Below are 13,711 nucleotides of genomic sequence, written 5' to 3'. Positions count from 1 at the left end.
GACACACCCCGCTCTACGGACCGGAGTGAAAACAACAACAAGGTGTCAGCATCCGAGGAACAAGAACAACAGGCAGCCGTCATCATGCGCGACAAGTACAAGTACATTGGTCCTGTCTACGACTTTCTGAGCAACCTCTACAGCGGCCGCAACATTCACCGCTGCAAGACCGCCATGCTGGATGTGGAAACCGTCCGCCCCGGCGACCGCGTCCTGTTCGCGGGTGTCGGCCACGGCCGGGACGCCCTGCGCGCCGCCGAGCTGGGCGCCGAGGTCACCGTGGTGGACCTGTCCGAAACCATGCTGCGCAAGTTCGCCGAGGCCCAGCGCAAGGAGGCGCCACAGCTGAACATCCGCCGCATTCACAGCGACATCATGCAGGTGGAGGAATTCGAGCAGTACGACATGGTGGTCGCCAACTTTTTCCTGAACGTGTTCGACGAGGACACCATGGTGAAAGTGCTGGAGCACCTCATCCGTCTGGGCAAGGCGGACGCCAAGGTGGTGGTGGGCGATTTCTGTTACCCCACCGGGAACCTCCTGTCACGCCTGTTCAAGAAGGCGTACTGGTACATGGCGGTATTCGTCTTCTGGCTGTTCGCCAACAACGCCTTCCACAAAATCTACAACTACCCGGAGCACATGCGGCGCCTGGGCCTGGAAGTCACGGCCAAGAAGCATTTCAAGCTGCTCAACATGGACTGCTACTGGTCCATTCTCGGGCAAAAACAGGCCTGATGTCCTGAGCCGACCCACAACAACAAGAAACCGGGAGTCGAGACATGACCGACCAACTGCTGGCCCTGGACAGTCTCCAGGGCGTCGCATCCGGCCACTTCACCTTTAGCGAACGGGTCGGGTACCTGAAAAAGTACGGAACCCATTCCCAATCTTTTTCCACCCTGCAGCCGGGCATGCAGTTCTTCGACCTGCCCGACATCGGCTATGTCGCCTACATGCGCAAATGGGGCGGGACCTTCGTGCTGTCCGACCCAGTGTGCGCACCGGAGCATTTTCCCGTGATTCTGGAACACTTCCACCGGCGTTTTCCCAACGCCAGCTACATCCAGGTATCCCGGCCGGTGGTGGACTTCCTGCACCTGAGGTTTGGTCTCTACGGCACCCAGTTCGGCAGCGAGTCCCGCATCGACCTGAAACGCTGGAACCTGACCGGGAAGAAAAAGCAGATCCTGCGCACAGCGCTCAACCAGGCGGAGAAGAAAGGCATCGTGGTGAAAGAACGGTTCAGTGACGACCACACCCGCGAGATTTCCGAAGCCTGGATCCGCACCCGCAAGTGCAAGAGCAACGAAATCCGCTTCCTGATCCGTCCCATGGAGATGGACTACCGGGAGAATGAACGCCACTTCTACGCCTACGAGAATGGCAAAGCGGTCGGATTCATATACTTCGATCCCATCTACCGGAACAACGAGATCATCAGCTACGTGCCCAACATTTCCCGGGCCAACGCCGACTTTCGCCAGGGTATTTTCTATACGCTGATGGCACACGCGATGGCCGTGTTCAAGGCCGAGGGCGTACCCTACCTCGACCTCGGCCTGATCCCGCTGTCACTCGCGTCGCAGACCGAGGCACAGGAGAGCCGGTTGCTCAAGCGGTTACTGCACCTAGTTTACGAAAAAGGCAACTTTCTATACAACTTCAAGGGACTGGAGTTCACCAAGTCCCGTTTCCGGGGAGAAACCGTCAAAACCTACTGTTGCCACCGGCGCGCGATCCCGGCGCTGGAGTTCCTGGCGATGTTCAAACTGACCCGGCTGCTCTGACCGGCGCCAGGCCACCCCAGCGGCTTTCGACCCGGCCGGTGGCCAGGTCAAGCTCCACCATGAATTCGGGCAGCCGCTCCCGGGCTTCGCCCGACAACAGGACGGCCTCCACCGGCGGGTACGCCCGTTGATCCCGGAGCGGAGCCATGGGCCAGGCCCCTTGCGCCAGCAGATACGATACCCTGCGAGCGATGGCCTCGCCGGAATCGACCCAATGCACCACCTCCGGCAGCGCCTGGCGCAACGACGCCAGCAGCAAGGGGTAATGGGTGCAGCCGAGCACCACCGTATCGACACCGGCCTCCCTGAGCGGCCGGAGCACCCCGGCCAGCTCGGAAACCGGCACCGGGTCCCCCCGGACCAGCCCCTCGGCCCAGGCCACCAGGGCCGGGTGCCCGACCCGCTCAACCAGGCAGTGGTTCGCGAACTCGTCGATCAGCCGGTTCAGGTAGGGGCGGCGGATCGTCGCCGGCGTTGCCAGCACCCCCAGGCGGCCATTTCGGGTCAGTCCGGCCGCCGGTTTGATCGCCGGCACCACCCCAACCACCGGCACCGACACCCGGGCTCGCAAGTGCGGCAGGACCACCGTGCTGGCGGTGTTGCAGGCCACCACGACCAGATCACAGCGGAATTCGACCAGGGCCTGTTCGACCAACGCGACACAACGCTCGACAACCACGCCATCCGACTGATCGCCGTAGGGAAAACCGGCGCTGTCGGCAAGGTAGACGAAATGGACACCCGGCAGCACGGCCCGGATACAGCGGGTGACACTGAGGCCGCCGATGCCGGAGTCGAAGACCAGGATGCGTGGGCGGGCGTCCCGTGTCACCGGCCACCCCCCGTGGCCCGGATATCCGCTTCCATGGCCTGGATCAGACGCCCGGCGATGGTGGTCAAGGGGGGCACCGGCGGTGTGTCGCCGGGCCGGAACCAACCGGCGTCGGCCAGCTCGTCCTCCTGCAGCACCAGCTCCCCGCCGGCGTAGTCCGCGAAGAACCCGACCATCAGCTGGTGCGGGAACGGCCAGGGCTGAGACGCGGCATAGCGGATGTTGTCCACCCGCAACCCGGTTTCCTCGAGAACCTCCCGGGCTACCGCCTGTTCCAGGCTTTCACCCGGTTCAACAAATCCGGCGATGAGGCTGTAGAAGGGGCGGTGGACCCGAGCGTTCCGGGCCAGCAGGAAGCGGTCACCCCGGCGGATCACCACGATGACACAGGGCGCAATGCGTGGATACCAGGGCAGCTGGCAGGGCTCGCACCACTTGGCCCGTTCTCTCGGGTGAACCCCGGTTTCCCGGCCACATCGCCCGCAATAGCGGTGATCACGCCACCAATGCCAGACCTGCACGCCGGTATTCAGCAAGTCCACCGGCGCATCCTCCCGGGCCAGCAGAGCCTCCCGCAGAGACACGGTTTCAAGAGCCGGATCCGGCTCCGACCGTTCGGTGACATACACCCGCTCACCGGCCATTTCCCCAACCATCACCGCTGTCGCCGGTGCATCCGCCAGGGGGCCCCGGCCCCAAGGCAGGAGCCAGCCCTGGGCCGGTTTCAGGATATGGTGACCGGAAACCACCAGGGTGGGGGCTCCGGGAACGGGGGGATCAGGGCTCCAGCCGGCGTTCCAGGCGGTGTCTGCGTTCATCGTGTTCTGGCTCCTCGCAATGACCGAAGTCGATGCCAGAATGTACCACATCGCGGTTCCGGCCCAGAACGCCGGCGCGGCTTTGCGCACCGCCATCAAGCAAGTAAACTTAGCGCCTGTCTCGAGTCACCGGAGCCATTCGATATGCGACTTTACCAGGGCATTCGCAGCCTGATCCTGACCATGTTCCGCAAGATCCTGTTCCTCTGGGTGCGGACCGATGTCAGCGGCAACAGTGCCGAAGCCCTGGGGCTCGATCCCGACAAACCCGTCTGCTACGTGCTGCAGTACAGCTCCCTGTCCGCCCGCTTGGTGCTGGAACAGGAGGTTATCCGGGCCGGCCTGCCCGGTGCCACCGAGGCCCTGCCGGTGAAAAACGGGCCGGCACACTCCTTCTTCTTTCTGTATCGCCGTACCGGCGGCCTGTTCAAGGGCCGGCGGCAGACCCCGGTGCCCACCCATGAATTCAAGGCGCTGGTTCACTACGGCATCGAGCACCCGGAACAGGATGTCCAGATCGTCCCCGTCTCTCTGTTCTGGGGCCGCTCGCCGGACAAGGAGAAATCGCTGGTCAAACTGCTGCTGTCGGACACTTGGTCCGTGGCCGGGCGGCTGCAGAAGTTCCTCATTATTCTGGTACATGGGCGCAACACCTACGTTCAGTTCAACCGGCCCCTGTCACTCAGGCAGGTGATCGACGAGTACCGTCACAACGAAGGCCGGGCCAACCGCAAGCTGGCCCGGATCCTGCGCACACATTTCCGCCGCGTGCGCCAGGCGGTGCTGGGGCCGGACCTGTCGCACCGTCGCACCCTGGTGGAAGGGCTGGTGCGCACCCAGGCCGTCAAGGAGGCCATCCGGGAAACCGCCGCCCGCGACGACATCCCCCCGGAAAAGGTCCGGGCCAAGGCTTACAAGTACGCGGACGAAATCGCCGCCAACATGTCGATTGTCACCATCCGGTTTCTGGAGGTGGTACTTTCCTGGTTGTGGAACCGGATCTACAAGGGCATCGCGGTGAACAACATCGAAGTGGCCAAGGAAGTGGCCCAGGACAACGCCGTGGTGTACGTGCCCTGCCACCGCTCCCACATCGACTATCCGCTGTTGTCCTACGTGCTGTACAAGAACGGCCTGATGCCGCCGCACATCGCCGCCGGCATCAACCTGAACATGCCGGTGGTGGGCCCGATCCTGCGCCGGGGCGGCGCCTTCTTCATGCGCCGGTCGTTCCGGGACAACCCCCTCTACGCCACCGTGTTCAACGAGTACATGCACGTGATGTTCTCCCGGGGCTATTCGGTGGAATACTTTGTGGAAGGTGGGCGCAGCCGGACCGGCCGCATGTTGCAGCCCCGGCCGGGCATGCTGTCGATGACGGTCCGCAGCTTCCTCCGGGATCACCGCAAGCCGATCGTGTTCGTGCCAGTGTATATCGGTTACGAAAAGGTGATGGAAGGCCGCTCTTACCTGGGCGAACTGCGCGGCAAGAAAAAACAGAAGGAGAGCATCTTCGGGCTGGCCAAGGCCATGCGCAAACTGACCCACTCCTTTGGCCGGGTGTCGGTGAACTTTGGTGACGCCATCCCGCTGGCGCAGGTACTGGACGAGGTGCATGACAGCTGGCGTCAGGAAGCCTACGACGCGGACTATCGCCCGGCTTGGCTGCCCCAGGTGGTGAACGAGCTGGCGTTCCGGGTGGCCTCGCATATCAACGCTTCGGTGGCGGTGAACCCGATCGGCCTAACCGCCACCGTCCTGCTGGGCACCGAACGGCTGGCCATGGACGAGGGCCAGCTGATCCGGCTGCTGGACCAGTTCGCCTCGCTGCTCAGGGCGTACCCCTACGCCGAGACCGTCACCCTGCCGGAAGGGTCCGGTCGTGACTGGGTGAGCTACTGCGAGGCCATGGGGCTGGTCGCCCGCCAGCCCCAGAAACTGGGCGACATCATTGCCCTGGAAGGCAGCAACGCCATCCTGATGACGTACTACCGCAACAACATCCAGCACCTGTTTGCCCTGCCCTCGCTGGTGGCCAGCCTGTTCGAGAACAAGGAATCGCTCCGGCGCGAGAAGATCGTGTTCCTGTCGTCCGTGGCCTACCCTTATCTCCAGTCGGAGCTGTTCCTCAGGTATGACAAGGACCAGGTGGAGGATGTCATCCACCGCTGGATCGACGTTCTGGTGGCCCAGGGCCTGCTGAAAGCGCTGGATGACGGCCGCATCGGCCGACCGGAAGAAGGCACCGAAGCCACCCTGAGGCTGCGAATACTGTCGCGGTTCATCATCCAGACCCTGGAGCGCTACCATATCGCGCTGGGTATTCTGCGAAAATACGGTTCCGGTAAGATCAGCGCCGCCGAGCTGGAAGAGCAGAGCGCCCTCCTGGCCGAGCGGATGTCCATCCTGTTCGGGCTGAACGCGCCGGAATTCTTCGACAAGAGCCTGTTCCGGAATTTCATCGCCAACCTGCAGGAAAACGGCGTCATCGACACCGACGAGAACGGGCTGATCACTTATGGCGAGGGACTGGAGGAAGTGGCGGACGACGCTCGCCTGGTTCTGAGCGTAGAGAAGCGTCAGGCCATCCAGCAGGTCACCATGCTGGGGGCCTGACGCTAGCCGGAGGGCAGTGCCTTCAGCGCGTATATGTCATAACGGCTGCTTTTGCCCTCGATCCGGGTGCTGGGCTCCGGTCCGGCAATGGCTGGCGCCTTGCGCGGGCGCTTGACCACCACCCGATAGGCGGCGGCCTTGAGCGCCGCCGCCAGCAAGGCTCCGGCATCCGGGTCGTCCCCCACCACCGTGCGGAACACCGCCATCTCCTTCTTTACCCGTGCCGACTTGTCCCGGTGCGGAAACATCGGATCCAGATACACCACGTCCGCCACGGGGTGTCCGGCGTGCCTCAGCGCCTCGATGCTGTTGCCCTCCGCCAGCGTCATGCGTGCCACCACAGGCGCGCAGTCCGGGTTCAGTGCGGCCCGGTCCAGGCCATCGGCCAGCAGGGCGTGGATCACCGGGTTGCGCTCATACAGCGTCACCGAACATCCCAGGCTGGCCAGCACGAAGGCATCCTGCCCCAGCCCCGCAGTGGCATCCAGCACCCGCAGGGGCTGCCGGGTTTTCCGCAACCCCACCGCCCGGGCCACCAGCTGGCCGGCACCCCCGCCATGTGCCCGCCGGTAGCCCATCCTGCCCGACACGAACTCGGCCCGGATCGGCCCCGGCGCGCCCCGGCCGGTCACCTGCAGGCACAGCCCGGCCTCGTCCAGAAACAACAGCCGTTCGGCCTGCCACACCTCCCTTGGCATCGCCACCCCCAGATACGGAAGTGCCAAACGCTCGGCCAGTGCCCGGGCACGGGCACTCTCCGCCAGTGGGCTGCAGGCAACCGCCAGTGGCAGGGGCGAGGGAGAATTCGGGGAACCAGGGTTGCGGGACATCACACCGTAATATCAATACCCGCCAGGCCGGAGGCGGTCTCCGAGTCATCGCCGACGGCGGCGACACTGGCAAAGGCCGACAAGGCCCGGGCGGCCGGCAGGGGCAGATCATCCGCCCGGAAACGTTCGAGGCGGGCATCCTCGGCGGCCCGCCGGGCCTCAACCCGGCGTGCATAGCCGTCACTCTCCCGGACGGGAGACGCGGCGGCCGGCGGCGCTTCCGGGGCACCGGCGTTGGCGGGACCGGGGTCCCCCTTGCGGGTGGCGGTGCCGCTGGTCTGAGCAGGAGCGATGCCACCGGTGGTGGAACCAATCAACATGGCAGGTTACCGGCTGGAAACGGACAGAAACAGGCTGAGTATGAAAGAAAGGCAGCGGCCTTGTAAACCGGCCAGGGGCCCGATCAGCCCCGGCCCGGCAGTTTTTTCCAGGCCACCTCATCCCGCAGGTAGACGGGCTGGGCCTGGGCCGCGGGGACGGTTCGGCCCGCCTGGGCGGCCCCCTGTGCCAGCCGGGCCACCCAGGCGGCACGTACGGTCATGCCGGTATCGACCGAGACCACACGTTCGCGTACACCGCCCGGCATACGGTCTTGGTAGTGCCAGCCGGCCCCCACCCCGATCCAGGACTTGACCGTTTCCGGCAAGGCAACCTGCGAAGGCGGGCACACCCGCTCCTCCGCCACCGCCTCCGGCAGGCCCTGGTGGCACCGGAAACAGCCCCAGTAGACTTCGTCCATGCGTGCGTCGAAGGCGACGGCCACACCGTCCCCTTCCGCCACGGCCGCTTCCTGAATGGCACCATAGGCCACCGCCGCCAGCGAGGAAACCGGCACCACCGGCCGTTCCAGCCCCCAGGCCAAGCCCTGAACCACCCCGGTGGCGATGCGCAGGCCGGTAAAGGAACCCGGACCGCAGGCAAACGCCAACGCGTCGAGATCCGAGGGGGTCAGCGCCTGCGCCGACAGCAGCTCCCGGACCATGGGCATCAGCAGGCGGGTGTGTCCCCGGGGCGCCCGCTCAAAGCGTTCGGTCAGCTCATCGTCGATGAGAAGGGCCGCGGAGCAGCCCTCGGAGGATGTGTCCAGTGCCAGCAGTTTCACGGAGTGGGAAATCCGGTATTGGGAAGATTACTTCAACTGGGACAGGATCTGATCGCGGATGCTGTCCAGACTGCCGACCCCTTCGACGCGAACGTACGTTGGCGCGGCTTCCGGCTCCCGCGACGCCCAGTCGCGATAGAAGTCGATCAACGGCGCGGTCTGCTCGTGATACACCTGCAGACGCTTGCGCACCGTTTCCTCCTTGTCGTCCTCCCGCTGCACCAGAGGCTCGCCGGTTTCATCGTCCTTGCCAGCCACCTTGGGGGGATCGTACTTGACGTGGTAGATACGGCCACTGCCCTCGTGCACGCGACGACCGGACAGGCGGTTGACAATTTCCTCGTCGTCCACGGCGATTTCCACCACATAATCAATAGCAATACCTTGATCTTTAAGGGCTTCGGCCTGAGGAATGGTGCGCGGGAAACCGTCCAGCAGGAAACCGTTCCGGCAGTCCGGTTGCTGAATGCGTTCTTCGATCAAGGCGATGATGATGTCATCGGAAACCAGGCCCCCGGAGGCCATGACTTCCTTCACCTGGTTGCCGAGCTCGGAGCCCGACTTGACCGCCGCCCGCAGCATGTCGCCGGTGGAGATCTGAGGGATGCCAAACCGCTCGGTGATGAACTGGGCCTGGGTTCCCTTGCCTGCGCCAGGTGCGCCTAACATGATGATTCGCATAACGCTGTGCTCCCGATTTCGTCATTATCGTTTGAAAAGTTGCGGCAAAGATCCCTGCCTTTGCGACAACCTCTCGCACCGCTGTCGGAGGTCCGTGCGGATCGGCGAAGGCGCATTATACGAAGTCCGCCCCGTCATAGAAAGTCGACCTCCGTCTCATGCACCAGGACAGGGCAAATGGCGCGAAAGCCGGGAGCCCGCCGTCGCTCACGAGGAGAGCGAGGCGGCCAGGGCGTCCAGGTCGTCGGCGACACGTTCCATTTCCCGCTCCAGGTCAGCGATGTCGGAAGGTGCCATGCCCAGGGAACGCAGCAGCGGTTCGGGGTCGTCCTCGTTGAACTCGTCGCCGATGCCCCGGGTTTTCAGCAGGGCATTGGCGAGCTGCACCATCAGCACGTACCGCTCGTGATCCCCCTGGTAGCCGCAGTGCTGGTGCATGCCCGCCGCTTTCACCACCGGATCCGGCAGTTGCCACAGGCGATGCAGAATGCCGCCAATGGCACCGTGCCCGACGGACAGGATGTCCTGGTTGTCGCCATGGCCGAACACCTGCTGCTCCAGAGAGTGCATGCTGGCTTCCGGATTGGCTTCCCGCAGCTGGCTCAGCTCCTCGTATTCGGCGGGAAACAGGTGCCCGACCAGCAGCAGTCCGAAGTTGTGCAGCAGCCCACACAGGTAAGCCAGTCCCTTGTCGGCGTCACAACGGGGCGCCAAGATCTGGCACAGGAAGGCGCAGTAGAGGGAGTGGCGCCAGAATGCATCCATGCCGAGCATGCCCCTGCGGGGCACGTCGAATGCCCGCACCGAGGCAATGCCTAGGGCAATGTGCGCCACCCGGTCGAACCCCAAGACCCGGGTGACGGCTTCCTGGACGGTGTTGATCTGGCCGGGATAGTTGAACAGCGCCGAGCGGGCGTAACGCATCACCTGAGCGGTCAGGCTGGGATCAAACTCGATCAGTTCCGCCAATTCCCGCGCGGTGGCCTCGGTATTGCTGGTCAGGCGAAGGATACGGATCGCCAACGCCGGCATCGGCGGCAGGCGGTACAGCCTCTGCAGCTTGTCCGCCACTTCCTCCAGCGTCAGCGCCTTGCGCACGGATGCGCCCTGCCCCCGGATCACCAGGCGGCCGGTGCGGGCGCCCGCCAGGGCCTGCCGCAGGGCCCCCGCGTCCAGTTCCACGAGTGCATGGTCAGTGCCGCCGGAACACAGGACCGGACCGTCGCCGGCCACATCCTCATCCATCAGCACCGGCAAACCATAGGCCGCGCCCACGGGCGGCACGAAGCCTGGGTCACAGTCCCCGAACAGGCGCATGGCCTGGCGGGCGGTGAGCGGTTGCAGGCGCCGACCGGTCAGCTGCTGGACGGCGTCCAGGTCCAGGCTGCTGTCGAACCGGTGCACCACCATCAGCGCCCCCTGGATATCGATCAGCAGGCTGGCCCTGAGAAAGTCGTGCTGGGGCCGGCCGGAGGCGATGACGGCCGCGTCCAGGTTCACCACCTGATCGATCGGCCACTCCCGGTAGGCAATGCCCATGCGGTTAAAGAACTGTTCCAGTCTCGCGGCAAGCGCCACGGCAAGTCTCCTTTTTCCTGGCCGGCGGGACACGCCGGCCCATGCCGTCCGTCACTAGCCGGTGTTGCGCATACCCGCGGCAATACCGGCCATGGTCACCTTCAACGCGCGCTCGACCATCTCCGGCACCTCGCCCTTGCCCTCACTCTCCCGGTCGCGGCGCAACAGCTCCGCCTGCAGGTAATGCAATGGATCGGTGTAGGGATTTCGGACCCGCATCGAGTGGGCGAATACCGGCTCCTGCTCCAGCAGCCGCTCCTGTTCCTTGAGCTCCAGCAGGCGCTTGATGCAGCCCTGTAGCCGTGACCTCAGGCTTTCGCCGAGGGCTCGCAAGCTCGGGTCCCGGACCAGGATCTGCTCGTAATAGCTGGCGATGCGTAGGTCGGCCTTCGCCAGCACCATCTCCAGCATGTCCACATAGGTTCTGAAGAACGGCCAGCCCTGCATCATCTCGCGCAACACCGGCATGCGGCCGTGCCGAGCCGCTTCCTCCAGGGCCACATCGCTGCCAAGCCAGCTGGGAAGCATCAGCCGCATCTGTGTCCAGGCGAAAATCCAGGGAATCGCCCTCAGACTTTCCACGCCACCACTGGGTTTACGGCGCGCCGGACGACTGCCCAGGGCCAGTTTGCCCAGGGCCTGCTCGGGGGTGACCTGCCGGAAATAGGGAACGAAATCCGGGTTCTCCCTAACCACTTCACGATAGGCGCTCAGGGATCGTTCCGTCAGCCAGTCCATGGTTTTTCGCCACTCGGGCTCCGGCCCGGGGGGCGGCGCCAGGGTTGCCTCGATGACCGCCGTACTGTACAGGGTCAGGCTCTGGACCGCGAGCCTCGGCAGACCGAATTTGAAGCGGATCATCTCACCCTGCTCGGTGATCCGGAAGCTGCCGTTCACTGAGCCGGGGGGTTGCGACAGGATGGCCCGGTTGGCAGGGCCGCCGCCCCGGCCGACGGTGCCGCCCCGACCGTGGAACAGGGTCAGATGCACGCCGTGGCGCCGGGCGACCTCGGTCAGCTGTTCCTGGGCTTGGTACTGGGCCCAGGCCGCCATCAGCTGGCCCGCGTCCTTGGAGGAGTCGGAATAGCCGATCATGACTTCCTGGCGGCCCTGGCAGTAGTCACGGTACCAGTCCACCTGATACAGCGCCGCCATCGCCTCGGGCGCGCCCCGCAGATCCTCCAGGGTTTCGAACAGGGGCACCACGCGCATCGGGAACTTCATCCCGGCTTCCCGCAGCAGCAGGATCACACTGAGCACGTCCGAGGGTTTGCTGGCCATGGAAATGACATAGGAGCCCAGGGCTTCCGGGGTCTGCCGGGCCACCACCTCGCAGGTCGCCAACACCTCGCGCACCGGTTCCGACGGCTGCCAGTGCCGAGGCACCAGAGGCCGACGGCCGCTCAGCTCCCGTACCAGGAACGCCTGTCGTTCCACCTCGGACCATTGCCGGTAGTCCCCCAGTCCCAGGTAATCCACCATTTCCGCCACCGCCTCGGCATGGCGGGAGGCCTCCTGACGGATGTCGAGCCGGATCAGCGGCAAACCGAAGGTGTGGGCCCGCCGGATGGTGTCCAGCAGCGGGCCCTGGGCGATGGTGTCCAGGCCGCATTCGACCAGGGAGCGGTAACACAGCTCCAGAGGGCCGGTCAGGTCTTCGTTCTCGAACAGGATGCCGCTGGCATCCGCCGGTTCACCGTTGACCAGCGCCTCGGCCCAGTCCCGGGTTTTCAGCAGGCGGTCGCGCAGATCCGCCAGCACTTGCCGGTAGGGCTCGCGGGCATCGCCCACCTGGGCTTTCAGCTCGTCACTGGCCTGCCACATGGACAGCTCGGCACGCAGGGCCCGGACGTCCCGCAGGAACAGGTCGGCGGCCATCCAGCGGCCAAGCAGAAAGACTTTGCGCGTCACCTCATGGGTCACGTTCGGGTTGCCGTCGCGGTCGCCGCCCATCCAGGAGGCGATACGGATCGGCGTGGCGTGCAGCGGCAGCCCCTGGCCCGTGGCCTCGGTCAGGGACACGTCAAGGCTGCGGAGAAAATCCGGCAGGGCCTGCCAGAGGCTGTTCTCGATGACCGCAAACCCCCACTTGGCCTCATCCACCGCAGTCGGGCGTTCATGGCGGATCTCATCGGTGTGCCAAGCCTCGGCGATCAGCCGGGCCAGCCGCGCCACGATCGCCTCCCGCTCGGCCGGCATCAGGTCGTCATGGTCCAGCTGGGCCAGGCAATCGGACATTTCGTCGTATTTCTTGATCAGGGTGCGGCGCGCAACTTCCGTGGGATGGGCAGTGAGCACAAACTCAATCCGCAGGTCGGACACCCGCTGGTGCAGGGTTTCGGCGTCCACGCCCGCCGTCTTCAGGCGGGCAAACACCTCGCCGAGGGACTCCACCATCAGATCGGAGTGGTGCCCGCGCTTGCGCCGGATGCCGTGATATTGCTCCGCCAGATTGGCCAGGTTCAGAAACTGGTTGAAGGCCCGGGTCACCGGCAGCAGCTCGTCGTCGCTGAGCTTGCCCAACAGGCTGACCAGACGCTGCCCGGAGCCACTCTCCTGGCGTCGGTCCGCCTTGGCCGCGGCCCGGATCTGCTCGATCAGGTCGTAGCAGTCCTGCCCGGGGTAACGGCGTATGCTCTGGCCCAACAACTCGCCCAGCATCCGCACGTTTTCTCGCAAATCGGGGTGTAGCTCTGTCACGTTGGCATCCTTTTGAATTGACGGCGGCGAAGTAAACTTACGATACTAAGAACCAGTCGACGAAGTCTATCGACGCTACTGGAAGTGGCCGCTAGGAGTACCCATGAAAGTCACCGATTTGCCCAAGCACTGGGAACAGAAGAAAGAGCCCGTGGAGCGGACCCACGATTACAACCTGCGCCTGCCGCTGGAAGATGCCGCGCGGATTGCCGCCCTGGCCGAACTCTATCCGGACCGGAGCGAATCCGACATTCTCAATGACATGATCGCAGCCGCCCTGGACGATTTGGTGCGCCAGACGCCGATCAGGGACCGGTTGGAAGGAAAGGAATCAAAGGGGAAATGAAATCCTTGCCGGAGTGGCTTCGCCGCCACCCCGGCCCGCGCCTGCAGGTACTCAGGCCACGGATTCCAGCTGGCGGGCTTTCAGGCGCTGGATGTGCTTTTGGCTGAGGCTGACAAACTTCGGCGTCAACCCCTGATCCTCGTAGATCTCGAAACCGTCTTCGTCGTACGCCACCACCTTGGTGCCCTGCACGTAGGGGAAACTGGTTTCCAGCTCATCCAGAGCGGCGGAAATCAGGTCCCGCATCAGGTCCTGGGGAGACTTCAACGGGTACAGCGCGGCCAGTTTCTCAAGCCGCTTGTGATGCTGGTCGGACAACGCCACGAAGTAGGCGTCCCGGGTCAGCCGACCCCGGGCATGCTTGTCCCAGTAATTGACCAGATCTTTGATTTTCATGGTGCCTTCACTCCTGCCTCTT

At 64.5% G+C, this 13,711-nt stretch carries 13 protein-coding genes; 4 read left to right on the top strand and 9 right to left on the bottom strand.

Translation table 11 applies throughout. From position 1 onward, the window contains the following. Window positions 1-84: 84 nt before the first annotated feature. Together BTO32_RS14385 and BTO32_RS14380 are read left to right on the top strand one after the other, a co-directional pair. Window positions 85-738, top strand: a complete 654-nt coding sequence (locus tag BTO32_RS14385) for a class I SAM-dependent methyltransferase (RefSeq protein WP_076725331.1) — start codon at window positions 85-87, stop codon at window positions 736-738. A 44-nt stretch (window positions 739-782) separates the two neighbouring features. Continuing rightward, on the top strand, window positions 783-1,790 hold the full coding sequence (locus BTO32_RS14380; RefSeq protein ID WP_076725330.1) for a DUF2156 domain-containing protein: 1,008 nt from the start codon (window positions 783-785) through the stop codon (window positions 1,788-1,790). On the opposite strand, the gene murI is transcribed toward BTO32_RS14380, so the two are convergent. Together murI and nudC are read right to left on the bottom strand one after the other, a co-directional pair. Then, on the bottom strand, window positions 1,768-2,622 hold the full coding sequence (murI, locus tag BTO32_RS14375; RefSeq protein ID WP_076725329.1) for a glutamate racemase: 855 nt from the start codon (window positions 2,620-2,622) through the stop codon (window positions 1,768-1,770). The two genes, BTO32_RS14380 and murI, sit on opposite strands and share 23 nt — an antisense overlap. Continuing rightward, window positions 2,619-3,440, bottom strand: a complete 822-nt coding sequence (gene nudC, locus BTO32_RS14370; RefSeq protein ID WP_076725328.1) for an NAD(+) diphosphatase — start codon at window positions 3,438-3,440, stop codon at window positions 2,619-2,621. Before nudC ends, murI begins: the two co-directional genes overlap by 4 nt. A 144-nt stretch (window positions 3,441-3,584) precedes the next feature. On the opposite strand from nudC, the gene plsB reads away from it, so the two are divergent. Beyond that, window positions 3,585-6,056, top strand: coding sequence for a glycerol-3-phosphate 1-O-acyltransferase PlsB (gene plsB, locus BTO32_RS14365; RefSeq protein ID WP_076725327.1), 2,472 nt, complete (start codon window positions 3,585-3,587; stop codon window positions 6,054-6,056). Between the two features lie 2 nt (window positions 6,057-6,058). On the opposite strand, the gene BTO32_RS14360 is transcribed toward plsB, so the two are convergent. The 6 genes from BTO32_RS14360 to ppc all read right to left on the bottom strand — a co-directional run bounded on the left by BTO32_RS14360 (window position 6,059) and on the right by ppc (window position 12,947). Next, complete coding sequence (locus tag BTO32_RS14360; protein ID WP_076725326.1) at window positions 6,059-6,886, bottom strand: class I SAM-dependent methyltransferase; 828 nt, start codon at window positions 6,884-6,886, stop codon at window positions 6,059-6,061. After that, window positions 6,886-7,206: a UDP pyrophosphate phosphatase gene (locus BTO32_RS18155; protein ID WP_245820345.1), complete on the bottom strand. Its 321-nt coding sequence runs from the start codon at window positions 7,204-7,206 to the stop codon at window positions 6,886-6,888. Before BTO32_RS18155 ends, BTO32_RS14360 begins: the two co-directional genes overlap by 1 nt. An 83-nt stretch (window positions 7,207-7,289) precedes the next feature. Next, entirely contained in the window at window positions 7,290-7,988 is a 699-nt protein-coding gene (gene tsaB / locus BTO32_RS14350) for a tRNA (adenosine(37)-N6)-threonylcarbamoyltransferase complex dimerization subunit type 1 TsaB (protein WP_076725325.1), read from the bottom strand. A 27-nt stretch (window positions 7,989-8,015) separates the two neighbouring features. Then, window positions 8,016-8,669 carry an adenylate kinase gene (gene adk, locus BTO32_RS14345; protein WP_076725324.1) on the bottom strand — a complete coding sequence of 218 codons (654 nt, stop codon included), beginning with the start codon at window positions 8,667-8,669 and terminating at the stop codon, window positions 8,016-8,018. Between the two features lie 207 nt (window positions 8,670-8,876). Beyond that, window positions 8,877-10,247 carry an HDOD domain-containing protein gene (locus BTO32_RS14340; protein ID WP_076725323.1) on the bottom strand — a complete coding sequence of 457 codons (1,371 nt, stop codon included), beginning with the start codon at window positions 10,245-10,247 and terminating at the stop codon, window positions 8,877-8,879. Between the two features lie 54 nt (window positions 10,248-10,301). Next, window positions 10,302-12,947: a phosphoenolpyruvate carboxylase gene (gene ppc / locus BTO32_RS14335; RefSeq protein WP_076725322.1), complete on the bottom strand. Its 2,646-nt coding sequence runs from the start codon at window positions 12,945-12,947 to the stop codon at window positions 10,302-10,304. A 103-nt stretch (window positions 12,948-13,050) separates the two neighbouring features. Between ppc and BTO32_RS14330 the strand changes: the two genes are divergently transcribed. Then, complete coding sequence (locus tag BTO32_RS14330) at window positions 13,051-13,293, top strand: hypothetical protein (protein ID WP_076725321.1); 243 nt, start codon at window positions 13,051-13,053, stop codon at window positions 13,291-13,293. A 51-nt stretch (window positions 13,294-13,344) separates the two neighbouring features. On the opposite strand, the gene BTO32_RS14325 is transcribed toward BTO32_RS14330, so the two are convergent. Beyond that, window positions 13,345-13,689: a pilin assembly protein gene (locus tag BTO32_RS14325; RefSeq protein WP_076725320.1), complete on the bottom strand. Its 345-nt coding sequence runs from the start codon at window positions 13,687-13,689 to the stop codon at window positions 13,345-13,347. Between the last annotated feature and the right edge of the window lie 22 nt (window positions 13,690-13,711).

It is taken from the genome of Marinobacter lutaoensis (assembly GCF_001981305.1).
Lineage (GTDB): Bacteria > Pseudomonadota > Gammaproteobacteria > Pseudomonadales > Oleiphilaceae > Marinobacter > Marinobacter lutaoensis.
This window is presented reverse-complemented; position numbering and strand designations above follow the sequence as displayed.